Genomic DNA, 26,337 nt, shown 5'->3' on the forward strand with positions numbered 1-26,337 from the left:
ACGTTTAATGTGGGTCTTGAATACGTTTGAACATGTGCTCTAAGTCCGTATTCGTAAAATGGATTAAAACCGGACGCCCATGAGGACAGTTGAACGGATTTTCACATTCCGCTAGATCTTGGAGCAACACTCGAGCTTGAGCTTCATTCAAATGATGATTGGCTTTGATCGAACGTTTACAACTCATCATGATCGCGGTTGCTTCGCGAAATTTTTTCACACTGACACTACCGGTATTCAACAACATCTCGATCATCTCGCGAATGATCGTTTCTTCTTGTCCAGCCGGATACCATGTCGGGTGCGCACGCACGATAAAACTATTCGCGCCAAAACTTTCCAAATAGATTCCGACTTCTTGCAACGTCTCCGTTTTTTCTTGCAGCTTCAACGCGTCATCAGCAGGATAATCCAAAACAAAGGGCACTAATAATTCTTGTAGATCAGCGGTCACATCGCCAATTTTTTCACGGAAATATTCATACTTGATCCGCTCTTGTGCTGCGTGTTGATCCACGATATAAAGACCGTCTGAGCTTTGCGCAAATAAATACGTTCCGTGCATCTGACCGAAATAATCCAACTGAGGAAACCGTTGTGTTACTTGCTCGGCGGCTAATTTTTCCGCAGCTTGTTCGATCGCTTTTTCACCGGCGACACTAGTCGGATCAAATTCCGGATGCTCTGCCAGTTCCCACGCTTCAGCTGACGGTTCCTTCGCTAATTGTTCAGCAGCTAACGGCGTAGAAGGCTCCGTTGCAGTGGGCGTTTGCGTTAAATCAGCAACAGGTGCTGGCAGATCCACATCCGTTTCATCTGTTGAAGCGTCGGTGCTCGCGTCACTCTTTTCGACGCTTTCAGACTCTGGCGTTTCTGCTACAACGCTCGGTTCAGCTTTTGGTTCTACGTAAAAGATTCCCGTTTGCGGATCAAAACTCAAATCGCTTTTTTTACGTTTAGGCTGTTCTAACGTCAGGTCTAATTGTTCGGCGGTCGTTTGTTCTTTGACTCGGCGTTTAAAGGTTTCATTTTCACCGACTTCTGGGATCAAGTTTAGTTTCGCTAAACTGTCAGCGATCGAACGAGCGATCAGATCCATCAATTCTTTTTCTTTTGATAAGCGAACTTCTTGTTTTGTCGGATGGACATTGACATCGACTAAAAGCGGGTCCATCGTGATCTCTAAAACAGCGATTGGAAAACGGCCCACCATGAGTTTGGATTGGTAGCCGTTGACGATGGCTTTATTTAGCGCGTAATTTTTGATATAACGCCCATTGATAATGACCGACAAATAATTCCGGCTGGCCCGCGTCACTTCCGGCAATGAGACATACCCATGCACTTTAAAATCAAGATCCGCGGCATCGACGACCACCATTTTTTTAGCAGTCGCAAGCCCATAGATCCCCGCGATTGTCTGCCGCAAATCGCCGTTGCCGCTAGTAGCTAGCATTTTATGCCCATCATGTACGAGGCGAAACGCGATCGTCGGATGACTCAACGCCATGCGATTGACGATGTCGCTGATGTTTGCAAGTTCCGTCTGCAAAGTCTTCACATATTTCAAACGTGCCGGTGTGTTGAAAAATAAATTTTCCACCGTGATCTTCGTTCCTGTCCGCAAACTAGTGGGCTCTTCTTGTTCGATCTTCCCGCCTTTTAAAAATAAAAATGTCCCTTGGCTTTCGTCGGCCGTTGCGGTTTCAATCGAAAGTTCCGAGACTGAGGCGATAGAAGGCAACGCTTCACCGCGAAATCCTAATGTTCGGATGCGGAACAAGTCATCCCGGTTGTGGATCTTACTAGTAGCATGGCGTTTGAACGCATTTTTGACATCTGCTTGACTGATCCCTTCACCGTTATCTGTGACTTGGATTTTTTTCAAACCGGCTTCTTCGATCAAAATATCGATCTGATCCGAACCGGCATCGATCGCGTTTTCGACTAACTCTTTTACCACCGAAGCGGGGCGCTCAACCACTTCACCGGCTGCGATCTGATTGGCTAGGCGCTCCGATAATTCTTGGATCTTTCCCATGCGCTCACTCCTTTACTTATTTGGTCGAACGTGTGTCACATACTATGTAGACCTCAGCCAGCACAGCTAGCTGAGGCTTGGATCACTATTAGATTCGTTTTTGTAATTCATATAAAAGATTTAACGCGTCAAGCGGCGTCATCTCCAGTAGATTCATTTTTTTCAATTGGTCGATCACCCCAAGTTCGGCCGTCGAGACCTCACTGAATAAAGAAAGTTGTTCGTTCTCGTCAGCAGTCGGTGCTTCTTCAGCTAGCATTTGGTTCGGAGCTTCAGCTTCTAATGCCGCTAAGATCGTTTGGGCTCGCGACAATAAATCAGTCGGCAGTCCGGCGATTTTGGCCACGTGGATCCCGTAACTTTTGTCAGCTGGTCCATCCATCATCTTGTGCAAGAACACAACTTCGCCAGCTTTTTCCACGGCACCGACATGAACATTTTTTAAGTGAGGTAAACTTTCTTCCAGCACCGTCAACTCATGGTAGTGAGTCGAAAAAAGTGTTTTGGCTTTGACTGTTTGGTGGATGTACTCGATGATCGCTTGTGCTAGTGCCATCCCATCATAAGTCGCTGTCCCGCGGCCTAATTCGTCAAACAAAATCAAACTGTTAGGCGTCGCATGCCGCAGTGCTTGATTGGCTTCCATCATCTCCACCATAAACGTACTTTGACCAGCGATCAGATCATCACTAGCCCCGATGCGAGTAAAAATTTGGTCAAAGATCGGCAATTGCGCACTTTCCGCCGGCACAAAGCAACCCATCTGCGCCATGATCACCGTCAAGGCTAACTGCCGCATGTACGTACTCTTCCCTGACATATTCGGTCCGGTGATCAGTAAAATCATTTCGTCTTGATTCATGTGGACACTGTTAGGAATATATTCTTGATGTCCTAAGACTTTTTCCACAACGGGATGGCGGCCTTCTTTAATCTGCAAATTATGTCCTGCGGCTTCCATTTCTGGCCGAACGTATTGGTAACGTTCGCTCACTGCGGCAAAACTTTGCAAAACATCGACTGCACTGATACTTTTCGCTAATTTTTGGAGCCGGTCGATCGCGCGTTTGACTTCTTCACGGACACTTAAAAACAAATCGTATTCCAGTGCGACCGATTTTTCTTCGGCTTCTAAGATCAAGGTCTCTAATTTTTTCAATTCAGGCGTGACGAAGCGTTCTGCGTTCGTCAAAGTCTGCTTGCGTTCATATTTCCCTTCTGCTAAATTTGCTAAATTGGCTTTGGTGATCTCGATATAATAGCCAAAGACGCGATTGTAGCCAACTTTTAAGTTTTTGATGCCCGTGGCTTTTCGTTCCCGAGCTTCTAGTTCAGCTAACCACGTCTTGCCGTTTTTCATCGCTTCGCGGTACTGGTCCAATGTCTCGTTGAAACCATCTTTGATCACGTTACCTTCTGTGATCTGCAGCGGTGCTTCTTCATTGATCGCTTGATCGATCAACGCCACCAAATCTTCCAACGGTTCCAAATCAACTAGCAGCTCGTTCCACTCGCCTTGATTGATCCCGGTAAGCAAGCGGCGGATCTGCGGAACTTGTTCCAGTGACGTTTTTAATTGGATCAAATCACGACCATTGACATTGCCAAATGCCACGCGACCGGCTAAACGTTCCAGATCGTAGACTTTCGTCAGTGCTTCGTTCAAGTCCATCCGTTCAAAATACGCGTTGAGCAAAGATGCTGTCATCGCTTGCCGTGCGGTGATTGCACGTTTTTGGATCAATGGCCGATCGATCCACTGTTTCAATAATCGGCCCCCCATCGCGGTTTTTGTTTCATCCAACAGCCACAGCAATGTCCCTTGTTTTTTCCCGGTGCGGATCGAGCGCGTCAATTCCAAATTCGTTTTTGAAAAATAATCCAACTTTAAAAAGTGTTCCGGCTGATATTCTTCGGCTTTTTGAAGGTGACCCAAACTACGCTTTTGCGTCTCAGCTAAATACGTCAACAATTTACCCGTCGCAGCTTTTTCTAACGGATCAGACAACTCACTCGTTAAAAAATTAAATTCTGCATTGTCCGTTAGTTCCGTCTGCGTTGAAAAAACTAGACCTAGCCGCTCTTGTAATTTTTTATGTAAATCAGTTGGGAGCTCACTACCTAAGACCATTTCTTTCGTTTGGAGTGCGGTGGCTTCATTCATGACCGCATCCGCGTCTTTCAAATGCGCCGTCTTCAGCTCACCAGTCGATAGATCGACATAGGCAAAGCCAAATTCGCTAGCTTCAGTCGTCACGGCCGTTAAAAAGTTATTGGCTTTCGCTTCGATTCCTTTGCCATCCATCAATGTTCCTGGTGTGACCAGTTGGATGACTTCGCGTTTGACCATGCCTTTTGCTTGTTTTGGATCTTCCATCTGCTCGCAGATCGCGACTTTATAGCCTTGTTCGACTAAAGTATCGATGTAGCCTTGTGCTGAATGGTGCGGCACCCCACACATCGGGATCGGATCATCGGCGTTTCGATTCCGACTGGTCAATGTCAACTCCAATAATTGCGCGACTTTGATCGCATCATCATAAAACAATTCATAAAAGTCGCCGAGCCGATAAAATAAAAATGCGTCTTTGTATTGGGCTTTGATCGCTAAATATTGTTCCATCATCGGTGTATTTTTAGTTTTTTGAGGCATTCGTATCTTCCTTTATTGCGTCATTAATTTCTTGTTGGATCAAATTGGTTACGTATTGCAGCAGATCATCTGCTTCCAGCAATTGGGCGCGGTAATTTCCCACGAGCGGATGCGTGTCAAAAGCTTCTTTCAACGCATCGGCTTGCTGCAACGCTTGTTTTTTAGCAGCTGGTTTTTCATAATGTTCCGCTTGGACAGCTTCTTGTTGCGCGTTTTTGATTGCGGTTTGCAACTGGGCTAATTTTTCACTTTGGTCGACTTGACGTTTGACTTGCTGGTAATTTTTGATTAATTCATTGTTGGCTAAAGCCGCCGTAAGTTTTGTCAAAGCGGCTTGGATCTCTTTATCCATCATGTTCTCCTACTCACGAAACGGGCGATCATCATTGATCAAAAATGGCTTGATCGCTTGTGCGTGTCCTTCTTTTGACAAGTCGATCACACAGCCCGATAGTAAAAAGCGGCCTTCTTCCACCACTTCAAAGCGCTGTGGTAACGCCGTCAAAAATTTTTCCAGCACCGGACCTTTTCGCATCCCTAAAATCCCATCGTAAGGCCCAGTCATCCCGACATCGGTCAAATACGCTGTTCCTTTTGGTAAAATGCGCGCATCGTTAGTTTGCACATGCGTGTGAGTGCCCACGACCGCTGAGACCCGACCGTCTAAATACCAGCCCATCGCTTGCTTTTCACTCGTCGTTTCAGCATGAAAATCAACAAAAATGAAGGGCGTTTGTTGCTGCGCTTCGGCTACTAATTCATCAGCTTTTTTAAACGGATCATCTAAGTCCGTCATCAGCGCGCGACCTTGAAGATTGATCACTGCTAAGACCAAATCATTGACCTTGACATAGACGATCCCTTTGCCTGGTGTCCCAGCTGGGAAATTGGCCGGCCGAATCATTTTTTTCGCGTCATTGACAAATTCAAAAATTCCTTTGTTGTCCCACGTGTGGTTACCCATCGTTAACACATCGACGCCATCATGTAAAAATTTTTTGTAGATCTTTTCCGTGATCCCTCGACCAGCCGCAGCGTTTTCACCGTTGACGATCGTCAGTTGTGGGTGGTATTTCTTTTTCAATCTTGGTAAATAATCTGTAATGGTTTGGCGTCCTAATGAACCAACGACATCCCCAATAAATAATAACCGCACATTTTTTCCCCTTCTCTTAAAGCATTTCGTTTTATCATTATAGTGGTTTTTGCTTTCAATTGAAAGATTTCCTCCGCTGTCGAGTACGAGAAAAATTTTTCAGCAATTGACTTGCAATTCAGAATATTTTGTTTTATGATAGTCCCAACTTAAACAAACGAAAAGCGTCGAGGAAAAACAGTAACGATTCTAAGCTTGATTTAAAGAGAGCCGCAGCAGGTGAGAAGCGGCAGTCAGCAGATCGCGAACATCATTTCTGAGTCAATGTCGATATGTAGAACATTGTGGCTGCCACCATTATCCGGCTAGCAGATAGTTACCAGCGTCTGTGAAATAAGTTGTTTAAAAGGTGGTACCGTTCGAACTCGAGCCCTTTTCCCGATATGGGAGAAGGGCTTTTTTGCTTTTCAAATGAAAGGGGAGATGATTTTTGGAAGTTGATATTAGTCCCATTTACTTGCATCATGCAACCAAACTTTTAGGAGGAATTTATTATGGCATCAACTACAAAAAAAGTCTCAAAAAAAGAGCTCGTCGTGTTAAGCTCCATGATTTTCGGAATGTTTTTTGGTTCAGGCAATTTGATCTTTCCCGTCCATCTCGGACAATTAGCTGGCAGCCACTGGTTATCTGCTAGCTTAGGCTTCGCGGTTTCCGGTGCGTTGTTCCCGCTGCTTGCGATTTTAGCAGTCGTGGTCACCAATAGTGATGGCCTTTACGATCTAGCTCGCCCCGTGGGCCGAAAATATGCGGCGCTGTTTCTAGTTTTAGTCCACTTGACGATCGGACCTTTTTTCGGAACGCCTCGGACCGCTGCGACTGCTTTTGAGATCGGTTTAAAACCATTCTTACCCACTCAGTATTTAACAGTTGGCTTATTATTGTTCACCGCCGTTTTCTTTGGCTTAGCGTATTTCTTGACGTTGCATCAAAATAAACTCATCACGTACGTCGGCAAATATTTGAATAGTATTTTCTTAGTCTTACTAGCCGTCGTTTTTTTGATCGCCTTTTTCAAACCGATGGGCGCGTTACACCAACAACCGACTACTGCTTATGTCAGTCACGCGCTGACTAATGGTGTCTTGCAAGGTTACAACACAGTCGATGCCGTTGCGTTACTCGCGTTAAGTGTCACTTTTGTTCACGCCGTCAAAGCGCTTGGCTTTAAAAAAGATGCGGCTCGGGTCACGGCTAAAGCTGGCACATTGAGCGTCTTATTAGAAGTCGTCATCTACTTCGGACTCGTCTTAGTCGGTGCCATGAGTTTGAATCACTTTGAACTATCTGATAACGGCGGTGTTGCATTAGCACAAATCGTTCGCTACTACTTGTCAGATTTTGGCGGTGTGTTCTTAGGCGTCTTAGTCACATTAGGCGTCTTCACTACCGCGATGGGGCTGTTAGTCTCATTTGCCCAAGACTTCCATAAACTGTTTCCGAAAGTCAGTTATAAAAATTGGCTCCGCGTCACGACCGTCGTTTCATTTGTCGTCGCCAATGCCGGACTTGATAACATCATCCAATGGTCGCTACCCGTTTTGATGCTCCTTTACCCATTGTCCCTTGCTTTGATCTTATTGTCATTGACTCATAAATATTTTGAAAAAAATCAACGCGTCTACCAATTGACGATCGCTTTGACTGCCGTACCAGCGGTCTTAGATATGTTAGCCAATGCACCAAAAGTCGTCGCAACGCAACCAGTCGTCGCAAACGTACTGGCAGCTTATCATCATTACGTTCCTTTTGCAGCGCTAGGGCTTGGCTGGGTCTTACCAACATTAGTAGGCTTTGGTTTAGGTTTGGTACTTTATAAATTCAACCCTGCACCCGTTCACGAACTGCAAGTTGAAAAACATTGAGCAATTGAAGCAAAATTGAATCAAACAGGAAGAAAATGCAGGTGGGAAAATTTCCCACCTGCATTTTTCTACTATTATTAATCAACTAATTGTAATTGACGCAATGCTTTAAAAATTCCATCGTGATCATTGGTATCTGTCACCAGATTTGCTGCTTGTTGCACATGCATCGAAGCATTTCCCATCGCAACGCCTGTCCCAGCTAATTGCAACATTTCCACATCGTTATTGCCGTCACCAAATGTGATCACATTTTCCGGCTTGATCCCAACTCGTTCGGCCAAAGCTAAAATCGTCTGAGCCTTCGAGCCATGATTTGGAATCACATCGACACTGTTTTGGTGCCAGCGAACGAAGCGGAATTCTGGAAAAGCCTGCTCAAACTCAGCGTCCATTGCGCGATCGTAAAACACACAGCCTTGATAGATCTCGTGATGCGCCATGTAGTCTGGTTCAAACGGTGGGATCGGACCATTGAAAGAATCCATCGCATCTTTGACCCGCGGAAAATCAAAATCTGATACGCGGCCGAGTGCATCTAAACTAAACAATGAAACATCGACTTGACGCGCTTTGGCAAATTCCAGCAAACGAGCCAATGCTTCACGATCCAACAAATGTTTATAAATCTGTTCATGATCTAAAAATGCGGCAGAACCGTTACATAAAATATAATTCGTACAGCCTAACTCGTGGATCACCGGACCTGCTAATAAGCGCGAACGGCCACTGGCAATGATCACTAAGTGTCCGGCGCGCCGCAAGACTTGCAACGCCCGCATCGTGCTTTCCAAAGGTTCCTTTTGCGAATTCAATAATGTGCCGTCGATGTCTAGTGCAATCAATTTTCTTTCCATGTCTGTCGTCTACACTCCTATATGTATTTGCTGCCCTCTCTTTGAGCCAGCTTGCTTAGTGCCTGTGTTTGTAAAAAATGTGCGACCCACGCTGGATCAGTCCGACTAAAATCGCGTAAAGCCCAGCCAATCGCTTTTTGAATAAAAAATTCTGGCGTGTCCCGGTCTGCTACGATCGGTAGCCGCTTGATAACGTAATTGCAATGTGATGGCGATCCGGCGATACCAAAAATCTTCGTGCCCGTAAAACCAAGCAAAAATTTCTGCTCGCTGCTTCAAATGGGCGGTGACAAACGTACTGAACACTTTACGCCACGCATCCGTTGTATCCCACCAACTTTTTTCACCGATCAACGGCAAAAATAATGCCAGTTCAGCTGAACTTAGCCGCGAACTATTTTTTTGAACTAAATCGATCGCATAGTACTGATACTCTCGCTCGAGCTTGCGGTAATTGTACGTGACGACTTGAACCAATTCCGTAATCGGCAACGTCACGCTCGCCTGTAAAAAATCAGCTTCCAATCGTCTACGTTCACAGGCTTTGACTCCGCAAAATAAAAATTGGTCTTTCAAATAGCGCTGCATCGCCACCCGCTGTTCCGGCTGGATCGGAAAAATCAATTCCTTCATCTCAGCATCCTTTCTGCTCGCCAAGTGATCATCCTGCTTTATTGTAGTGAAAATCCCCAGCTTTTGCAAAGGCATTTACGTTACAAGTTTATTAAGTCGACTTGACGATTGCAGTAAAAATTTGGTACACTAGGCTTTGTGTAAAATAATGCAGCAGAGAAATAATAGCCCGCCTCTAGTTCGTTGCCGAAAAGGTTCAATTGCGTAACCGCGGCTGCAAAGGTGAAGATTGAAGAACGAACTACACGGATATGAATTTTTCAACGGATTATTTTACTCCAACTACTATTTTAATTGGAGGAATTTTAAATGTCTCGTTATACAGGACCAGCATGGAAAAAATCTCGTCGTTTAGGCGTATCTTTATCAGGAACGGGTAAAGAATTAGCTCGTCGTCCTTACGCTCCAGGTCAACATGGACCAAACAGCCGTGGGAAAAAATCAGAATACGGCTTGCAATTAGCTGAAAAACAAAAATTACGTTTCTCTTACGGCTTGAATGAACGTCAATTCCGTAACTTATTCGTACGCGCTAGCAAAATCAAAGAAGGTAAACACGGTGTTAACTTCATGATCTTACTAGAACGTCGTTTAGACAACGTTGTTTACCGTTTAGGCTTAGCTTCAACTCGTCGGCAAGCACGTCAATTAGTAAACCACGGTCACGTAACAGTTGATGGCAAACGTGTTGATATCCCTTCATATGAAGTGGAAGTTGGCCAAGTTGTCGGCATCCGTGAAAAATCAAAAGACATGGTGACGGTTAAAGATGCAGTTGAATCAGCAGTTGGCCGCCCAGCCTTCATCAGCTTTGACGATGAAAAATTAGAAGGTTCATTAACTCGTTTACCTGAACGTGAAGAAATGAATCCAGAGATCGACGAATCACTAGTCGTTGAATTCTACAACCAAGTAATGTAATTTCTGTCATTACTTCGAGCTGCGAGCTTAGGCTGGCAGCTTTTTTTGTGCCTTGAATCGACATTTTGAATGCAACACTAAAAATAGTTTTCTTAGGAGAATCTTCGTGCCTGTTTTCTTCAAAAAAATCGCCTTGTTCACGACTACTTTGCTGTTGTGCTTGACGTATAACCTACAATTTTGGCTCCAATTCAGCTTTACATTTATCCGAACCCATGAAAAAGAATTACTTGCCCTAGCGACATCTGGTTGGGTGCTGTTAGTTGCCGGACTGCTTTTTTTATATCGGAAGCAGCTGAAAAAATTCAATCCGCAACATTTTGGCTTTAAAAAAATCACGAAGCAAAATCGCAAACTGATCATCGCCGCTTTTTGTCTCGCTAGTGGATTGAGCTTACTGAACACCTATGCGTTTAAACAACCCCAACTTGCTAAGGCCCTAACTTTTTATCCGACTTTAGCAGGCCTGTCGACATTTTTATTTGCACCGGTTTTAGATGAACTCGTCAATCGCGGCTTGTTTTTCAATCTCTTTTTCAAACAAACCACGAAGCAAAATCAAATCGCGGGCACGCTTGTCTCCGGGATCATTTTTGCAGTGACGCACGGCTTGACTGGGGTCAAACTTTTACTCTCTGCTCTATTTGGCTGGTTGTTGAGTGCCCTCTATTTAAAAACTAAAAATCTCGCGGTTCCGATTGCGCTCCATCTAGTGATCAATTTAATTTAAATAGCATTTCGTTAACTAACGCTTTACTTTCTGTCAACTTGTAGTATACTTTCGTTAACTTTTATTTTTAAATTTAGTTTACGAAAAGAGGAATTTAGTTGAAATCGAATTTATCTGAACTAATTCTAGCGGCGATGTTTGCTGCTGTCATCGCGATCCTTTCTCAATTCACGATCCCACTAGGCGCGATCCCATTAACGTTACAAACTTTTGCCGTTGGTTTGACTGTTACCTTGCTAGGAAAAAAAGTCGGCACCTTGGCAGTGGGCATTTATTTATTGTTGGGCTTGATCGGCTTACCTGTTTTTGCGGGTGGTTCGGCTGGCTTTGCTGTTCTTTTTGGCCCCACTGGTGGTTTTTTAGTCGGCTTTGTCTTCAACGCGCTTGTTACCGGTTGGCTGCTCGAACGCAAATTGCTGCAATTTGCTTGGGCCATGATTGCAAATATCATCGGCGCGGCGATCACGTTACTTTTCGGGACGGTCTGGTTAAAATTAAGCGGCAACTTAGCTTGGCAAAATGCCTTGTTAGCCGGTTGTCTTCCTTTCATTATTCCTGGCATCATCAAAGCCTGTGCAGCGGGCTACTTAGGCACTTTGATCAGTAAACGCCTGCCAAAAAAATTGCGGGTGGGGCAGGGATAAAGTTAAACTGGACGAACTCGTTTAGCCAGCAAGAAATAAGGCGAGACTGAAACAGGGCATTTTTTGCCGTGATTCAGTCCCGCTTTATTTTCGAAAAATACTCGTGCAGCTAGCCATTTTATTTATTGCGTATTTTGCTGATTCCATTGCTGACTTTGTTCTACAAAACGTTCAAAATTCAGTTGATAGTTTTGATGGTTGTCTAGTGAAGGAACATATACTTTTTTCACTCGATTATATCGTTGCCAAATTTTAGCGGGGTCCTCGCCCGTTACTCCAGTGATGCCACAGATCAATGCACCAAACGCCGGGCCTTCATCTAACGCTAAAACTTCGATTTCTTTATTGAAGACGTCCGCAAATAGTTGCAGCCAGAATTCATTTTTCACGACACCACCTGTGATACGGAATCGTTCCAAAGATCGCGTTTCTTCTGCCCCAAGATGGTCATAAACATTTCGCAACGAAAAAGCAATCCCTTCTAAAACCGCACGGACCAGATCAGCGCGGTTGTGATATGCTTTGAAACCACTGAAACCACCTGTCAATTCCGCATTGAAATACGGACTCCGTTCCCCGAACAAATAAGGGAAAAATAAGATCCCATTGCTTCCGATCGGACTGCTAACTGCTAATTGAGTCAATTCCGCAAAGCTCTCAGTTGGCGCAAATACTTTTTTGAACCACTCCAATGAATATCCTGCCGCCAAGGTGACCCCCATTTTGTAATCGAGATCGGTTAAGGCTGAGTTAAAGTAATGATAGGTTCCGTTGGGCTGTGTTTTTTTAGCAGCATAGGTCAACACGACCCCAGAAGTCCCAATGGAGATCAACCCTTGCGTTTTTCGATCCGTAATATTTCCCAGTGCACCGCAGGCATTATCCGCACCGCCCATAATCACTTCAACCGGACTTTGAATCCCAAATCTTGCTTTGATCTCAGCTGTCAACTCACCAGCTGAATCAGTTGAACGTAAAACTGCTGGACATTTTTCCGGTTCAATCGCCAACTCCTTCAGCAACTCCATATCCCATTCATGCTGCTCAAGATCATACAGAATCGTGCCTGAAGCATCTGAACGATCCGTAAAGACATTTCCAGTCAAATAGTAAACCAAATAATCTTTTGGCAGCATAAACTTCCAAGTCTGCTGCCAGATTTGTGGCTCATGCGCTTTGATCCATAAAATTTTAGGTAATGTGAACCCTTCCAGCGCACGGTTTTTTTCCACTTTTAAGAGGTGGTTCCGATAATTTTCCATCAACTGTTTAACTTCTTGGGTCGTTCGCGTATCATTCCATAAAATCGCATTGCGAAGCGGCGTTCCCGTTTGATTTAATAAAACTAAACTGTGCATTTGCCCCGCAAACGAAATACTTTTCAAATTCGTTTTGAGCACTGGGAAGCGGCGCAATAATTCTTGGAACGCTGTCTCAAATGCTGACAACCAATCTCGCGGATCTTCCTCACTATAATTAGCCTGTTCTGAAATAATTGAAAAGGAGCCGCTCGTGCTGCCGACGATCGCGCCTTCACTATTAGCAGCGATTATTTTGACTGAACTAGTTCCTAGATCTACACCTAAATAATACTCCATCGTCTTCCTCCTAAAAAATATGGTAATTAGTAACTGCCTGATAGTCTTTGACTAAGTAATCATCTGCTTCATGGATATAGTTAGGTTTACGTTGCATCTCAAAAGTGATTCCTTGGTATTTTTGAATCGGCTGATAATCATTGATGGAGACGCTTTGGTCGATTTTATTTAACGTATAGATGACACACGCTTCTTGATCAGAAGTAATCGCTAAGTGATTTTGTTCATCCTCACTCGTCAATAAAATTTGTGGTGTTTCCCCGCCAGTGAAACAATAAGCTAAATCGATTCCTCCAGCACAAATCTCAGCCAGCTCGTTAGTTTGGTTCAAAGCCGTTGCGATTTGTCTCGGCTGTTCAAAACTAAAAGCAGCGCCTAGTGAAACTTCAGGCCCTAAATATTCTCCAGTCGGTACAAATTGCGAATCGATGACTTGGATCTTAGCTGGCGCAACTTTTAAAGTATGATTTTCAATGGTCTGTGTCTTCTGTCGATTCAAATTAAAATACGAATGATTAGTCAAATTACAGATCGTCGGCTGGGTTCCGTGTCCGATCATTTCGATCGTAAAATCCGCTCCACTCAACTGATAATCCAGTTGAAGTTGAAATGCTTCATAGTTAGAATTCCTATCTTCAAACCGCAGACGAAAAGCCATATCCGTAAGTTTTTCAACTGTCCAAACTTGATACTGAAGTCCTGCTTTGCCGCCATGCAGATGCACATGCCCTTCATTTTGATCTAATAAAATCTGCTCACCGGAACTATTTTGATAGGCTGGTGGATACGTCCGTCCGGCATTCCGGCCGATCGTCGCACCAAAAAAATAAGGATTTTCATGATACAATTCTTCCTCGGCATACTGCAAGACGTAATTTGTCTGCGTCTTTTTATTGATCATTTTCGTGATACAACCACCTAGATCTAAAAATTCAATCAAGACGACGTCATTTTCTAATTGATATTTTTGCACGTTCATTCCTCATTTCTTAAAATGACAATTAAAAACAGGCCAGGCTCTACTAGCCTTAGCCTGTTTGATTTTAATTCACTCGTTTAATGTTTGGATCGGTAAAAATATCACTTGCATCGTCACTCGGTGAAGAAAATTCAGAAATGATCGCGCCGTCTTCACCGGCTTGGAACCAGTGTTTGGTATCCGGATCGATCGTATATTGTTCCCCTGGGTGTAACTCGATTTCGTGAAAGACCGTGTAATAATCTTCTTTGCCAGCTGGGATCTGACTTTTGATCGTTTCAGCTGTCCCTGTACCTTCTACGTATAAATAAACTTTGCCTTTACGACAACGGAAAGTTTCTTGCTTACCAGCTAAGTCACCACGCGCTGGATGACGGTGCTCTGGACAGGTTTGTTGAGGTAACAACACCATCTCTTTGGCACAATAGCGTTCATTATTGATATAGACGATCAAATTTAAGCCTTCTACTTCTAAATTATTCAAATCAAAATCAGCATAATCAATACTAGCTAGTTCAGCTTCGGTAAACACGATTCCTGATGCTAGAAAAGCTGCTTTGACTCGGTCTTGATAATCCATTTGACATTCTCCTTGCTATTAACTGATTTTAAGCTCGTCCCAAGAAATCTCTTCCTCTTCTTTTTCTTCAACGATGACTTCTGCTTCGGGATCGACTTGTTTTTTTAGCACTAAAATCGTGACTGCTGTAGCAAGCGAACCGATGAGCAAGGCCGCTACAAACGCCCAAGGATTCGTCATGGTCGGAATCGCAAACATTCCAGAAGCGGGGATATGACTATCCGCTCCCCACAACATACTCAGCCCACCACCGATCGCGCCACCAACACCTGTTGCGATCACACAACGCAGTAGATCATTTAATACGATAGGGAAACAGCCTTCTGTGATCTGACAAATCCCCATCGGAAAAGCAGTCTTCAACGTTTCAATTTCTTGCTTGTTAAAAATATTTTTCCGGATGACTTTTCCTATGAAATACGCCATCGTCAAACCAAACGGCGTTACCATCGAAGCTAAGATCAAAACGGTAATCGGTTCGTAGATGCCTTCTGAAAATAAAGCGAACACAAAGGCGAACACGACTTTGTTGATTGCACCGCCGTAATCGATCGAGGCTAAGATTCCAATGATGGCACCATAAACAAATAATGACGAGGTATTCAGATTTCCTAGGTAATTAGTGATCAGACTAGTGAACCAATTGATCGGCGTTCCTACGATATAATACATGACCATCCCAGCTAAAAATGAACTGACAAAAGGAATCACTAATGTCGGCATCAAACCTTGCATCCAACTTGGGACTTTGATATAAAGCGTCAATAAAACAACGATGATCCCAGCGACATAGCCACCAATCAAACCACCTAAAAAGCCTGCGCCGATCCCACTAGCGACCATTCCAATGATCAGTCCAGGTGCGATCCCCGGCTTATCTGCGATCGAATACGCAATCGCCGTCGAAACGATCATCGGTAATAAACCTAAACCATAACCGCCCATCGTCGTCATCGTATCCGCAAAAGAGAAGCCTTTCGAAAAGTTTGCGATGTTCTCACCGCCCAACATATTTCCAATTGCCAGTAAAAAGCCTGAAGCTACTACGATCGGCAAGAAAAATGAAATCGCTGTCATTAAATGCTTCTTGAAACCTAAGTTTTTAATCGCCTCCATAATTTTACCTCCTTATGCTTAGACTTTGATTTCTTCTAACTTCTCAACTAACTTATTTGGTGATTTCACCACTAGCCCAGTTGGTACTTCCACGATTTTTTTACCTGCAAAACGTTCGCGACCATTGACTTTGATATCAGCGGCGATCACTACGACATCAGCGTCCTTGATCTCAGCAGGCTTCAAAGCATCTTGCGTTCCGGCTAACCCTTGTGTTTCGATTTGGATCTGATGACCATGGGCGATCGCTGCATTCATTAATTTTTCTTTGGCGATATACGTGTGGGCGATCCCCGCTGTACAAGCTGCAATTCCTACGATTTTCATCTTAATCATCCTTTCGCTACTTTACTTTGAGTAAGATTCTGCTGATCAAGTTGATGACCAGCAGAACATTTAATTAAACGGTTACCGTTTCCCGTGTTTCAGTTGTGGCATGATAAAATTTTGCTTTATCAGCTGATTTGAATAAATTGATTTTTTCTAGTGCGACCCGTTTTGTTTCAGCCATGCATGGTGGGAATAGTACATTTGGTTCCCGGATTTCCGTGTTCCCTGCATTTAGAACTTCCCGCAATTTTTCCGCAAAGACGATCTTGATATCACTAGAGATATTGATCTTATTGACGCCCATCGTAACAGCTTTACTGATTTCATCATCTGGATTACTTGAACCGCCGTGCAACACTAATGGCAGATCCGTTAAACTTTCGATCTCTTCCAAAATATCAAGTCGTAATTTTGGCTCCACATCTTTTGGATAGATCCCGTGAGCCGTTCCGATAGCGACTGCTAAACTATCGACACCTGTTTTTTCAATAAAATCTTGCGCGACAGCAGGATCGGTATAAATTACTTCACTTACACCACCTTCAACCGTGTTCCCAGTATCACCAATCGTGCCTAACTCTGCTTCAACAGAAACGCCAACTGCATGTGCTGCTTCCACTACTTTTTGTGAGATCGCAACGTTTTCTTCATAGGGTAAGTGAGAGGCGTCGATCATGACTGAAGTAAAACCTAGTTGAATCGCATGGATCACCTGCTCAAAACTTGCACCATGATCTAAATGGATACAAACCGGTAATGTTGAATGGTTCGCTAAATCTTTGACTTGGCTGACAAAACTATCTGTTAAAAAACTCAGCTCATCGGGATGGATCGCGATCATGACTGGTGATTGTGCTTCTTCACAAGCTTCCATCACTGCGTTTAATAATTGACCTGAACCTGCATTGAAAGCCGGTACGGCAAAGCCCTGTTCTTTTGCTACTGCTAAGATTTCTTTTCCAGTTACTAACATAATTTTTCGCTCCTATATCATTTTATTTTTGGTTTACAATTAGTTCGAATAATTCATCAACCGATGTCACAGCCTTTAAATGTTCAATGAAAATGTCGTTTGCTAGTAAAATCGCGATCTGCTGCAAGAGTAAGATATGCGTCGTGTTGGCATCAGAATCTTTTACCGCAAATAAGATAACTGCCTTAACCCCCTTACCATCGAGTGTCTCCCATTCGATTTCATTTTCTAACGTTGCAATAGCAACTGTTGTTTCCTGAACGGCTGGTGATTTTCCATGAGGGATCGCGATTCCTTGCCCGATCCCCGTTTCGCCTTCTGCTTCTCGTAAATACACATCCGCTAAAAAGGCAGCTGGGTCAGTGACTGCTTTTTGCATCGCTAGTCGTTCGACTAACTCAGCTAAAATTTCGGCTTTAGTCGCCGCTTTAGAGTCAATGATCATCAATTCTTTTTTGATTACTTTATCTAGTTCGATCGTTGTTTGCATTGGTTACAACTCCTTTAAAGTGAAATTTATCTTTTGAATGTCTTGACCATTTAAGAGTGGACTGATCGTCAAAACCGGGATCGAGTCTACTTTCAACGGCAATTTCAAAGTTGAAAAAATTAAGTCGATATTTTCTTTAACAAAGGTCTGATTATGCTTTAGTTGCCTTTGACTCATGGTGGCGATGATATTTAAATTAGGAAAATTTTGCTGCACTCGCATCTTCAATAATTCTGAAGTCCCCACACCGGTTGAACAAACTAATAATAAGTTCTTTTTGTTTTTCCGATTGATCTGATATTTTTCAAAGTACAATGTGAGATAGCCAATCTCGGCTGCATTGATCTTCGTATCAAAAACAAGCTCTTGATTTAACGTTTCAACGATCGTTTTGACTTTAAAAAAAGTCTCTCGATACTCAAACATCACTTCATTCAATAAATTATTTTCCACTTGAATACCTAAACGTAAGCGGCTCAACATCGGTAAAATATGTTGGTAAAGGTCTTCATAAAGCGAGCGACTGGCCGGCAATAAGGTGGTATTGGATAAATTGAAAAACTTTGTAATCAATTCAGTTGCGATCGTTTCTGCCAAATGCTTATCGACATTGCTACTTTCGCGTTTTTGGATATTGATCGAATAAAGATTTTGGAAGACAAAATAGATTTCAAGTGGATCAAGTAACAGATTGAGATAATTCCCAATATTCTCAACGATTTTTTGCGCGATCTTGGTAATGGCTGGATTATTCGCCATCAGTTGTTTTTCATCAGCTTCCAGCGGCTCTTGTTGTTCAAGATATTTCACTTCGCCTTCGCGATAGCGCTTGATCAGCAGATAGATATGCGTATAAAGCGTGATGTCATAAGGATAATTGATGTACTCACCGACAACCTCTTCAATCAGCGCGATCTGTCGATCAATAAAATGCCGATCAATCGCATTGATTTCAAGTCCGATCTCACCTAGACTGTTTAACTTATTCAAATCAGAAAAAATATGGTTCACGGCTTTTCGCAAATCGATCTCACTGCCCACCAACCAAATAAAATCTTTGTTGGTTTTTAACTGGATCTCAAATTCCTGTAACTTATCGTGGATCTTTTTGATTTGTCGTTCCGCTGTACTCTCGCTGACATATTGCGTTTCGAAATACTTACGGCTGATTTTTTTAGGGTGTTTGAACAACAAATTCAGTAACACTTCATTCAATTCATTTTCTTCTTTGAAATCGACGATCGAATGAATATCTCGATGAATAAAATACGTATTGAGTTTATAACCTTTTCCTGGTTCAGAGATGATCAAGGCTTCATTGAAATCGCTTTGTGAGATTTCATTGATTCTTTTGGCTATCCGGTAGATCGTTTTAGTGGAAACAAAAAGAGTTTCAGCTAATTTTTTGGCGGATAGATAATCCTCATAATTCAGCATATTGATCAATAGATTTTCGTTCGAACTAAAAATCATTTCCCTCACCTCTTGACTTTAGTATAGTGTTTTTGAATGCGGTTACACTTCAATCGGTGTCCGTAGTTATGGACAGCTTATTAAAGACTTTTATTTTTGACTCACCTTAACTTAACCGCGAACTACTTTAAGTATTCGGGAATTCAAAACGTAATGCCAACCAGTTTCTTATTAAATAAACAAATTCTTTCTTAGCTTTTATTTTTTTAACATTTAACTAGCGATTCTAAACACTTCGTAGCACCGATTTGTTTTCCCCCACTAAAAAAAGACCCGCTCACAAATAACATTCATGAACAAGTCTATTCGTTTAGTTTGCTAAAATCGTTTCGATCTCTGCTAATTCTGCTGCTGAAAATTCCAAGTGTTCCAGTACTTTTAAATTGTCTTCTAGTTGGCTGACACGGGAAGCACCGATCAAGACACTCGCGACAACTTCTTGGCGTAAATTCCAAGCTAAGGCCATTTCAGCTAATGTTTGCTGGCGCTTTTTCGCAACAGTATTCAATCGTTTGACCATTGCCAATGTCGCTTCTACTTTTTCTGGCGTCAAAAACGGACTGGACGTTCGAGCCGCCCGCGAATCTTGCGGAATCCCGTGCAAATAGCGATCTGACAGCACACCTTGTGCTAGTGGACTAAAAACGATCGCCCCTAATTTTTCAGCGTGCAAGACTTCCGTCAAGCCGTCTTCGATCCACCGATCCAGCATATTGTACCGCGGCTGATGAATAATGAAGGGAGTTTTCAACTCACGGAAAATTTTCGCGATCGCCGCTGTTTGTTCAGCCGAATAATTGGAAACGCCAATATAAAGTGCTTTGCCTTGCCGCACCAATAAATCTAACGCTTGAGCGGTTTCTTCCAACGGCGTATCCGGATCAGGTCGGTGATGATAAAAAAGATCGACATAATCTAACTGGAGTCGCTTCAAACTTTGATCACAACTCGCGATGATATTTTTCTTTGAGCCCCACTCGCCATAAGGTCCTGGCCACATATAGTAACCCGCTTTAGATGAAATGATCAGCTCATCTCGGTAAGATTTCAAATCAGCGTGTAAGATCCGGCCAAAATTTTCTTCAGCTGAACCTGCAGGCGGTCCGTAATTATTCGCCAAATCAAAATGCGTGATCCCACGATCAAATGCTCGGAACAAAACTTCTTTTTGGCGAGCCAAGTTATCGACATCACCAAAATTATGCCAGAGTCCTAATGAGATAGCAGGCAATTTCAGTCCTGAGTTGCCGACGCGCCGGTATTGCATGTTTTCATAACGATCTTCTTGTGCGTGGTACATTTTTCTCACCTCATTTTTAGTTTATAACTTCTAGTATACTTGAAGAAAAGTAAAAATAAACCGCTCAAGAAAATAAAGTCTAACGTTGATAGAAATTGGAATTGCCAATTTCAAATTTCTATCATTAAGTAAAGCAACTTACCTTCCCATGTGGAAAACTCAACGGAAGCTATTAAAAAAAGTTATCAACAATTCCCCGTTGATAACTTGATTGACTCTTCTAATTTATCTTGTGGATAAAATAATAAAAAGCAGTAAAAAATAGCCTATTGAACCTTTAATAACAGCATTTTTTACTTTTCCACAGCTTATCCACAATCCAGTGGATACTTTTTTTATTTGCCCGTCTTAATCATTGTTTGATACAGCGGCAGTAGTTGTTGATAAGTTTCCCACATGTAGCATTGCGCGGCGGCTGGCTGTTGCCACAATGTACTTGCTTTAGGGATGATCCGACCGATTTGAAATTCGCCTTTTTTGACATCGCGAAAACGAAGCAGCATTTTTTCGACCGCTGGCTGAGTAAGGGGTGTGATCAAATTTTTCGTATGATCACCAGAAAGATAAAAATCAGCTGGCAACATTTGAAAAAGTGTTAGCTGATCCAACAGCGCTTGAGCAATTTCTTGTTTTTGCGGCGGCTGATCGATACAAGCCAACCACATGAAGACAAAATCCGGCGCAATCCCTAATTGAAAATGTGGTTCCATCTTATAACCGCGTTTGTTTCGACTCAAGGCAACTAACGTACTGTCTGGCGGATGAATCGTGCGGCGCCGGTGTTGCGCGATATGACTGAAATATTCCGTCCCCAACTCAGTGGATAAACGGGTTTTGAAATCTTGTGCCAACGTTTGAAAAACCGGCTGGATCTCGTGGCGGATCGCTGCCATTCGTTCGTCTAGTCCAGCAAGTGTAAAAACAGCAAAGCTTTCTTCATTGAACATCTCTTCACCTCAAAACAGTCTGTAAACGATAAAAAAGACCAGCTGAGAAATTCTCAGCTGGTCAGCCAGTACCGATTGCTCGATAGAAAAAGTTTTCTCCACAAAAGCCTTTTTCCGACACCCTGTAAAATCCGACAGGTGGCAAAGCCGTGTGCCTCTGGTTTCGAAGGATCTGATGGTGCTAGATCCACTCGGCTCATCGCATGGACAAACTATAGCACACTTTTTTAGCTTTGACTAGTGGAAAAGTAGCGGGGCTTGATGGATCACAAACAACACGAGGTAGCCATAAGCCGCCACCGACCATAATTTAAAAATCAAAATGATCTTCGCGTATTCTTTAAAGGACAAATCCGTCATGCCCGCCACGAGACACACGAGATCATCTGGTAAAAAAGGAAAAATAAAACAGACGATCAAGAGCCGTTTGATATCACGGGTGTGGGCTTGTAAAGTCGTTTCAAATTTTTGATAATTTTTAGGTGATAGAACGAACCGAGCAAAACGAGGTCCAAAACGGCGAATCAAAAAAAATAATGCAAACTCACCGACTACCAGTCCCAGATAACTGTATAAAATGCCTGCGAGATTACCAAACATCAGCATGCCAACGATCGTTGCGATCCCCCCAGGTAAAAAAGGGATCACTGGCTGGATCGCTTGCACGATGAGAAATACTACGACGGCAAAACTGCCAAATTGTTTGATAAAAGCTTGTAGATCAGCTGGCGTTTTAAATAGGCCATAATGCTGGATATAAAATAAGACAGTGACAAACGCGATCAGTCCAGCTACTGGTAATGCTTGGATGATTTTTTGCTGGATCGTCCACTTACTCTTACTAGGACGTTTCATTTTTACTTTTGGCTCCATGCCTGCTCCTTTTTCGTATTAATGTGAAAATTTTCCTTAAATCCGTTCATTTCAACGGTGAGGCGATCATTGGAAAAATTCACCGATCTGATCGATATAAGGGGTCGATTCCCGTAATGGATAGATGACAAAATTATGCATCATTCCGGGAACGACTTCAAGTTTTAAGGTCGTGCCAGAACTGTGGGCGACTTTTTCTTTCAAACGCAAAACATCCGGATATAAGATCTCATCGGTTCCGGCGATCACCAGCATTTCACCCAAGCCGTCAAAATTCCCATAGATCGGTGAGACGCGGGGATCATCAAGGGCTAACCGGCCAGCATAATTTTCACCAGCTTCAGACAATAAATCTTTTTCTAATAAGACATCTTTTGCTTGTAGCGCTGCTGAACGCGGGTCGCTGATAGTGACATCAAGCCACGGCGAGACGAGCGCTAATTTTTTAGGCCGCTGAGCTAAATCAATCCGCTTCAAACGCTGAGCCAAACTCGTCGCTAAGCCGCCGCCAGCTGAATCCCCGAAAAAACGAAATTCATCATCTGGATATAAGTAACACAAATGTTCAAACGCTTTTTCAGTCAGTGCCAACGTTTTATCCGCCGTATTTTCCGGTGCTAGGGGATAGTTGAAGTAGCTGACTTTTAAGTTATAGCGTTTAACAAACCGTTCTTGGAGATTTTTATGAAACGGCGAAGCTTCTAACGCATAGCCGCCACCGTGCAAATAAAAGACGTGATGCCGACTAGGGGCAGCAGGCAAGAGCGTGATCAGCTCAAACCCATCGATTTGATAGATTTTTTGAGGGATATCCGTGCGACTGAGCTGCTTTAACGTCAAGTTGCGACGTTTTGGCGGAGCGATCATACTGATCCCGACGATTTTTTTCATGTTGAGCAGCTTAAATAGATTTTTAACTAATTTTGCAGAATAACGCAAGCGGTCCCCTCCTCATTTCATAAAATTATTATTCTCACTTAGCAAACAATGCTACAATAAGATTGCAAAGTTTGTTTCATTTTACCATAGAACCTAGCTGGAGGTGGAGCGTATCGGTGAAAAGAAACGGGAATTCCTCTTCGATAATATTCGGGGGATATTGATCTTACTAGTCGTCTTAGGCCATGCCTTAGAATATTTCCGGCTTGAAAATGATGTCGGAAAATTTGTTTATGTCTTTATTTATTTGTTCCATATGCCCGTCTTCATTTTTATCTCTGGCTACTTCTCAAAAAATTTAGAAAAAGCGCGCTCAAATGCCGTTCGGACTTTTTTGATTCCGTACCTCTTATTGAATCTGATCTTGAGTGTCATTTTGCTGGCACTGGGTAAGATCCAAGAGATCATGATCTTAAATCCCGGCTGGACGCTGTGGTATTTATATTGTATGTTCATTTGGCGCTTGTTGTTACCTGACTTAGTCAAAGTGCGTCATATTTTATTGCTGAGTTTTATCGTAGGGATATTTTCTGGCTTACTGACCGAGTTTGGCACTTACATGGCGATGGCCCGCACATTAGGCTTTTTGCCGTATTTTTTAGCTGGCTATTTTACGACCCCGCAACGGATCAAAAAAATCCGCCGACTACCACTACGAAAGACGGTGAGCGGTATGATCATCGCTATCGGTCTTGGCGCGGCTGCTTTCTGGCTAAAATATGATCTGTCCCCAGAATTGTTGTGGAAAGATCGCTCCTATGCCGCAAATCCTTTACTTTGGTATGAAAACATCGGCAGTAATATCTTTTTATACGCGCTCGGTTTCGCTTTTGTTTTTGCGTTTATCGTGTTGGCCGAACCGCGACCGCACTTTTTTTCACTGTGGGGGCAAAAAACATTGTCGATCTACTTGCTCCACATTTATTTGATTGCGCCGCTCGTCCAATTCACCCAAGCCATCCACAATCCGGTGCTGCATTTCAGCTTGCTCGTTGCTGGATCGCTTTTAGTCGTCTACCTCTTGTCGCGTAAAAAGGTGACAGAAACATTAGATCGCTTATTACAAAAATTGATCCACTTTATCATGCCAAATTAAAAAAGTTCTACCAGAGTGAATTTCTCCGGCAGAACTTTTTTAATTTAATTTTTTAGACAAAACTACTTTCAGTCAAACAGTTATTCAAAATTTCCACCACCGCTTGTTCATCTAATGAAACATAAGCTTGGTCTTTGATCGCGTTGAATTTCACTGCTTGTTCAGCCATCACCGCAAATTTATGATCATCTTTGATCCCGACTTCTGGTAAGGTCATCGGGATGTCACACGCTTTGAAATAGTCATATAATTTTTGGATACCCATCCGCGCAGCCATCATCGGTACTTTTTCATCTACTTGCCAAACGTTCCAAGCATATTGCGCAAATTTATCGACCGTGTCTTCACTCAAACAATATTCCATCCAACGAGGCGTCAAGATCGCCAGTCCCACCCCGTGTGTAATATCGTAAAACGCACTCAACTCATGTTCGATCGGGTGACAAGACCAAGAACCCAGTTTGCCATTACCAGTCAAGCCGTTTAATGCTAAGCTGCTGGCCCACATCAAATTCGCCCGCGCGTCATAATCAGTTGGTGTCTTCAATGCGATCGGACAATTTTTAATCACGGTCCGCATCAATCCTTCCGCCACAAAATCTTGGACATCACTGCCAACGGTTTGTTTGAAATAATTTTCCATCAAATGACTGAAAATATCCGCTGAACCAGCTGCTGTTTGATACTTTCCAACTGAAAATGTATTTTGCGGATCTAAAAATGAAGCTTTAGGTAACATCGAAGGTCCGCCAAATCCTAATTTTTGATTAGTAGTCAAATTGGAGATCACGGCTCCACTGTTCATCTCGCTGCCCGTTGCTGCTAAGGTCAAGATCGTCACTAGTGGCAAAGCAGGTCCATTGAAATTTTTGCGTTCTAAGACCATGTCCCACGCTTGACCAGCATATAAAGTCCCGGCTGCGATCGCTTTGGCACAATCAATCGTAGAACCACCGCCGACTGCTAAGACGACATCGATTTTTTCTTTCCGACAGATAGCAATTCCTTTTTCTACTGTTTCGATTCGCGGATTGGGTTCTACACCTGCTAATTCAAAGACGTCATTCCCATTGGCCTTCAACTGTGCCATGACCTGATCGTACAAGCCGATTTTTTTGATACTCCCGCCGCCATAGGTCACCAAGACTTTTTTACCAAATTGATTCAAAACTTCTGGTAATTCATTCAAGCGATCTTTACCAAAGCGGATATCGGTCGTCACATGAAAATTAAAATTATCCATTTCGTATTCCTCCTAATTCTTGTCACTGCTTCTTCTCTATCATACACGATTTTAGTTAAAATGCTAAATGAAGCCCGCTGAACTAACTGTGTTTTGCTAGCCGAAACAAAACGAGCACGCGATGAAGTTTTTTCTAACTCCTGCGTGCTCGCTAGTTTGGATGAAAAAAATTTTAGTTCGATGGTTTAGTCCAAAGCAGTCTCTAAACCGACTTTCATCATATCTTTGAAACTCGTTTGCCGTTCGGCTGACGTCGTCTCTTCACCGGTGATCATATGGTCGCTCACGGTCATGACGGCTAAGGTCTGCACCTTGAATTTCGCACCTAAATAGTATAAGATCGCCGCTTCCATCTCAACTCCTAAGACACCGTAATCAGCTAGATGGAACGTTGATTTCAGCTCATCTTTGTAAAACGTATCTTCAGATAAAACATTTCCTACATGCGTTGGTAAGTTCAGTTCACTTGCGACCTGATAAGCTTTAGCTAACAATCCAAAGTCAGCGATCGGCGCAAAATGGAAACCAGGAAAATGTTTTTCTACCATAGAGGAACTAGTCACTGCACCTTGAGCGATGATCAGATCTCGGACATGGACATCTTTTGATAAAGCGCCGCATGTACCTACACGGATCAGCTTTTTCACCCCGTAAGATTGGATCAACTCTTGGGCATAGATCCCAGCAGAAGGCATCCCCATCCCCGTACCTTGAACAGAGATCTTTTGGCCTTTGTAAGTTCCGGTAAAGCCGAGCATCCCTCGGACATTGTTATAACAAACCGCATCTTCTAAAAAATTTTCCGCAATAAATTGAGCCCGTAATGGATCACCAGGTAATAAAATCTTATCGGCGATCTCACCTGGTTTTGCTTCGATGTGTACACTCATTTGTAAAAGC

General features: G+C 43.0%; 24 protein-coding genes and 1 pseudogene. 5 read left to right on the forward strand and 20 right to left on the reverse strand.

Annotation, left to right across the window (positions count from 1 at the left end; all coding sequences use genetic code 11):
• Positions 1-4: 4 nt before the first annotated feature.
• The 4 genes from mutL to GVJ38_RS06475 form a co-directional block, all read right to left on the reverse strand.
• Entirely contained in the window at positions 5-2,041 is a 2,037-nt protein-coding gene (mutL, locus tag GVJ38_RS06460) for a DNA mismatch repair endonuclease MutL (protein ID WP_159722358.1), read from the reverse strand.
• An 88-nt stretch (positions 2,042-2,129) separates the two neighbouring features.
• Positions 2,130-4,694, reverse strand: coding sequence for a DNA mismatch repair protein MutS (mutS, locus tag GVJ38_RS06465; protein WP_159722359.1), 2,565 nt, complete (start codon positions 4,692-4,694; stop codon positions 2,130-2,132).
• Positions 4,678-5,046: a YlbF family regulator gene (locus GVJ38_RS06470; RefSeq protein ID WP_235032837.1), complete on the reverse strand. Its 369-nt coding sequence runs from the start codon at positions 5,044-5,046 to the stop codon at positions 4,678-4,680. The genes mutS and GVJ38_RS06470 overlap by 17 nt, the downstream gene beginning before the upstream one ends.
• A gap of 9 nt (positions 5,047-5,055) precedes the next feature.
• Positions 5,056-5,850: a TIGR00282 family metallophosphoesterase gene (locus tag GVJ38_RS06475; RefSeq protein WP_159722361.1), complete on the reverse strand. Its 795-nt coding sequence runs from the start codon at positions 5,848-5,850 to the stop codon at positions 5,056-5,058.
• A 494-nt stretch (positions 5,851-6,344) separates the two neighbouring features.
• Between GVJ38_RS06475 and brnQ the strand changes: the two genes are divergently transcribed.
• Entirely contained in the window at positions 6,345-7,715 is a 1,371-nt protein-coding gene (gene brnQ / locus GVJ38_RS06480; protein ID WP_159722362.1) for a branched-chain amino acid transport system II carrier protein, read from the forward strand.
• 77 nt (positions 7,716-7,792) lie between these two features.
• Here brnQ and GVJ38_RS06485 read toward each other — a convergent pair whose 3' ends face one another.
• Positions 7,793-8,572, reverse strand: a complete 780-nt coding sequence (locus GVJ38_RS06485; protein WP_159722363.1) for an HAD family hydrolase — start codon at positions 8,570-8,572, stop codon at positions 7,793-7,795.
• 17 nt (positions 8,573-8,589) lie between these two features.
• Positions 8,590-9,205, reverse strand: a pseudogene (locus GVJ38_RS06490) (DNA alkylation repair protein).
• Positions 9,206-9,514: 309 nt separating this feature from the next.
• Here GVJ38_RS06490 and rpsD point away from each other — a divergent pair.
• From rpsD to GVJ38_RS06505, 3 genes are all read left to right on the forward strand, one after another.
• Positions 9,515-10,126 carry a 30S ribosomal protein S4 gene (gene rpsD, locus GVJ38_RS06495; protein WP_159722364.1) on the forward strand — a complete coding sequence of 204 codons (612 nt, stop codon included), beginning with the start codon at positions 9,515-9,517 and terminating at the stop codon, positions 10,124-10,126.
• Between the two features lie 106 nt (positions 10,127-10,232).
• On the forward strand, positions 10,233-10,856 hold the full coding sequence (locus GVJ38_RS06500; protein ID WP_159722365.1) for a CPBP family intramembrane glutamic endopeptidase: 624 nt from the start codon (positions 10,233-10,235) through the stop codon (positions 10,854-10,856).
• 134 nt (positions 10,857-10,990) lie between these two features.
• Positions 10,991-11,500 carry a biotin transporter BioY gene (locus GVJ38_RS06505; protein ID WP_200849464.1) on the forward strand — a complete coding sequence of 170 codons (510 nt, stop codon included), beginning with the start codon at positions 10,991-10,993 and terminating at the stop codon, positions 11,498-11,500.
• Positions 11,501-11,622: 122 nt separating this feature from the next.
• On the opposite strand, the gene xylB is transcribed toward GVJ38_RS06505, so the two are convergent.
• The 12 genes from xylB to GVJ38_RS06565 all read right to left on the reverse strand — a co-directional run bounded on the left by xylB (position 11,623) and on the right by GVJ38_RS06565 (position 23,098).
• A complete protein-coding gene (xylB, locus tag GVJ38_RS06510; protein ID WP_159722367.1) occupies positions 11,623-13,098 on the reverse strand; it encodes a xylulokinase in 1,476 nt (491 codons plus the stop codon).
• 10 nt (positions 13,099-13,108) lie between these two features.
• Positions 13,109-14,071 carry an aldose epimerase family protein gene (locus GVJ38_RS06515; RefSeq protein WP_159722368.1) on the reverse strand — a complete coding sequence of 321 codons (963 nt, stop codon included), beginning with the start codon at positions 14,069-14,071 and terminating at the stop codon, positions 13,109-13,111.
• Positions 14,072-14,141: 70 nt separating this feature from the next.
• Positions 14,142-14,657, reverse strand: coding sequence for a D-lyxose/D-mannose family sugar isomerase (locus GVJ38_RS06520; protein WP_159722369.1), 516 nt, complete (start codon positions 14,655-14,657; stop codon positions 14,142-14,144).
• An 18-nt stretch (positions 14,658-14,675) separates the two neighbouring features.
• The gene (locus GVJ38_RS06525; RefSeq protein ID WP_159722370.1) at positions 14,676-15,773 is read right to left on the reverse strand and encodes a PTS fructose transporter subunit IIC; all 1,098 of its coding nucleotides are present in this window, start codon (positions 15,771-15,773) and stop codon (positions 14,676-14,678) included.
• Between the two features lie 18 nt (positions 15,774-15,791).
• Positions 15,792-16,100 carry a PTS fructose transporter subunit IIB gene (locus GVJ38_RS06530; RefSeq protein WP_159722371.1) on the reverse strand — a complete coding sequence of 103 codons (309 nt, stop codon included), beginning with the start codon at positions 16,098-16,100 and terminating at the stop codon, positions 15,792-15,794.
• A gap of 73 nt (positions 16,101-16,173) precedes the next feature.
• On the reverse strand, positions 16,174-17,076 hold the full coding sequence (locus GVJ38_RS06535; protein WP_159722372.1) for a ketose-bisphosphate aldolase: 903 nt from the start codon (positions 17,074-17,076) through the stop codon (positions 16,174-16,176).
• 22 nt (positions 17,077-17,098) lie between these two features.
• Positions 17,099-17,566, reverse strand: coding sequence for a PTS sugar transporter subunit IIA (locus GVJ38_RS06540; protein WP_159722373.1), 468 nt, complete (start codon positions 17,564-17,566; stop codon positions 17,099-17,101).
• A 3-nt stretch (positions 17,567-17,569) separates the two neighbouring features.
• Positions 17,570-19,039, reverse strand: a complete 1,470-nt coding sequence (locus tag GVJ38_RS06545; protein WP_159722374.1) for a BglG family transcription antiterminator — start codon at positions 19,037-19,039, stop codon at positions 17,570-17,572.
• A gap of 310 nt (positions 19,040-19,349) precedes the next feature.
• Positions 19,350-20,339, reverse strand: a complete 990-nt coding sequence (locus GVJ38_RS06550; RefSeq protein WP_159722375.1) for an aldo/keto reductase — start codon at positions 20,337-20,339, stop codon at positions 19,350-19,352.
• A 335-nt stretch (positions 20,340-20,674) separates the two neighbouring features.
• Positions 20,675-21,286, reverse strand: a complete 612-nt coding sequence (locus tag GVJ38_RS06555) for a DUF1054 domain-containing protein (protein WP_159722376.1) — start codon at positions 21,284-21,286, stop codon at positions 20,675-20,677.
• 237 nt (positions 21,287-21,523) lie between these two features.
• A complete protein-coding gene (locus tag GVJ38_RS06560; RefSeq protein WP_235032838.1) occupies positions 21,524-22,159 on the reverse strand; it encodes a TVP38/TMEM64 family protein in 636 nt (211 codons plus the stop codon).
• Between the two features lie 66 nt (positions 22,160-22,225).
• Positions 22,226-23,098 carry an alpha/beta hydrolase fold domain-containing protein gene (locus GVJ38_RS06565; protein ID WP_159722377.1) on the reverse strand — a complete coding sequence of 291 codons (873 nt, stop codon included), beginning with the start codon at positions 23,096-23,098 and terminating at the stop codon, positions 22,226-22,228.
• 103 nt (positions 23,099-23,201) lie between these two features.
• On the opposite strand from GVJ38_RS06565, the gene GVJ38_RS06570 reads away from it, so the two are divergent.
• The gene (locus GVJ38_RS06570) at positions 23,202-24,194 is read left to right on the forward strand and encodes an acyltransferase family protein (protein ID WP_159722378.1); all 993 of its coding nucleotides are present in this window, start codon (positions 23,202-23,204) and stop codon (positions 24,192-24,194) included.
• 52 nt (positions 24,195-24,246) lie between these two features.
• Here GVJ38_RS06570 and GVJ38_RS06575 read toward each other — a convergent pair whose 3' ends face one another.
• Both GVJ38_RS06575 and deoD read right to left on the reverse strand, forming a co-directional pair.
• On the reverse strand, positions 24,247-25,437 hold the full coding sequence (locus tag GVJ38_RS06575) for an iron-containing alcohol dehydrogenase (RefSeq protein WP_159722379.1): 1,191 nt from the start codon (positions 25,435-25,437) through the stop codon (positions 24,247-24,249).
• Between the two features lie 185 nt (positions 25,438-25,622).
• Positions 25,623-26,327, reverse strand: a complete 705-nt coding sequence (deoD, locus tag GVJ38_RS06580) for a purine-nucleoside phosphorylase (protein ID WP_159722380.1) — start codon at positions 26,325-26,327, stop codon at positions 25,623-25,625.
• Positions 26,328-26,337: the final 10 nt, after the last annotated feature.

Origin of the sequence: Enterococcus sp. CSURQ0835, from assembly GCF_902706605.1 — a bacterium.
In the GTDB taxonomy this organism is placed as follows: Bacteria; Bacillota; Bacilli; order Lactobacillales; family Enterococcaceae; genus Enterococcus_A.

Excerpts from the sequence above, each read along its gene's own strand:
- rpsD (WP_159722364.1), top strand. The coding sequence starts at position 9,515 with ATGTCTCGTTATACAGGACCAGCATGGAAAAAATCTCGTCGTTTAGGC.
- GVJ38_RS06535 (WP_159722372.1), bottom strand. The coding sequence starts at position 17,076 with ATGTTAGTAACTGGAAAAGAAATCTTAGCAGTAGCAAAAGAACAGGGC.
- GVJ38_RS06520 (WP_159722369.1), bottom strand. The coding sequence starts at position 14,657 with ATGGATTATCAAGACCGAGTCAAAGCAGCTTTTCTAGCATCAGGAATC.
- xylB (WP_159722367.1), bottom strand. The coding sequence starts at position 13,098 with ATGGAGTATTATTTAGGTGTAGATCTAGGAACTAGTTCAGTCAAAATA.
- GVJ38_RS06530 (WP_159722371.1), bottom strand. The coding sequence starts at position 16,100 with ATGAAAATCGTAGGAATTGCAGCTTGTACAGCGGGGATCGCCCACACG.
- GVJ38_RS06555 (WP_159722376.1), bottom strand. The coding sequence starts at position 21,286 with ATGTTCAATGAAGAAAGCTTTGCTGTTTTTACACTTGCTGGACTAGAC.
- GVJ38_RS06545 (WP_159722374.1), bottom strand. The coding sequence starts at position 19,039 with ATGATTTTTAGTTCGAACGAAAATCTATTGATCAATATGCTGAATTAT.
- GVJ38_RS06505 (WP_200849464.1), top strand. The coding sequence starts at position 10,991 with ATGTTTGCTGCTGTCATCGCGATCCTTTCTCAATTCACGATCCCACTA.
- GVJ38_RS06485 (WP_159722363.1), bottom strand. The coding sequence starts at position 8,572 with ATGGAAAGAAAATTGATTGCACTAGACATCGACGGCACATTATTGAAT.
- GVJ38_RS06575 (WP_159722379.1), bottom strand. The coding sequence starts at position 25,437 with ATGGATAATTTTAATTTTCATGTGACGACCGATATCCGCTTTGGTAAA.
- mutS (WP_159722359.1), bottom strand. The coding sequence starts at position 4,694 with ATGCCTCAAAAAACTAAAAATACACCGATGATGGAACAATATTTAGCG.
- GVJ38_RS06470 (WP_235032837.1), bottom strand. The coding sequence starts at position 5,046 with ATGGATAAAGAGATCCAAGCCGCTTTGACAAAACTTACGGCGGCTTTA.
- GVJ38_RS06525 (WP_159722370.1), bottom strand. The coding sequence starts at position 15,773 with ATGGAGGCGATTAAAAACTTAGGTTTCAAGAAGCATTTAATGACAGCG.
- GVJ38_RS06560 (WP_235032838.1), bottom strand. The coding sequence starts at position 22,159 with ATGGAGCCAAAAGTAAAAATGAAACGTCCTAGTAAGAGTAAGTGGACG.
- brnQ (WP_159722362.1), top strand. The coding sequence starts at position 6,345 with ATGGCATCAACTACAAAAAAAGTCTCAAAAAAAGAGCTCGTCGTGTTA.
- GVJ38_RS06550 (WP_159722375.1), bottom strand. The coding sequence starts at position 20,339 with ATGTACCACGCACAAGAAGATCGTTATGAAAACATGCAATACCGGCGC.
- GVJ38_RS06540 (WP_159722373.1), bottom strand. The coding sequence starts at position 17,566 with ATGCAAACAACGATCGAACTAGATAAAGTAATCAAAAAAGAATTGATG.
- mutL (WP_159722358.1), bottom strand. The coding sequence starts at position 2,041 with ATGGGAAAGATCCAAGAATTATCGGAGCGCCTAGCCAATCAGATCGCA.
- deoD (WP_159722380.1), bottom strand. The coding sequence starts at position 26,327 with ATGAGTGTACACATCGAAGCAAAACCAGGTGAGATCGCCGATAAGATT.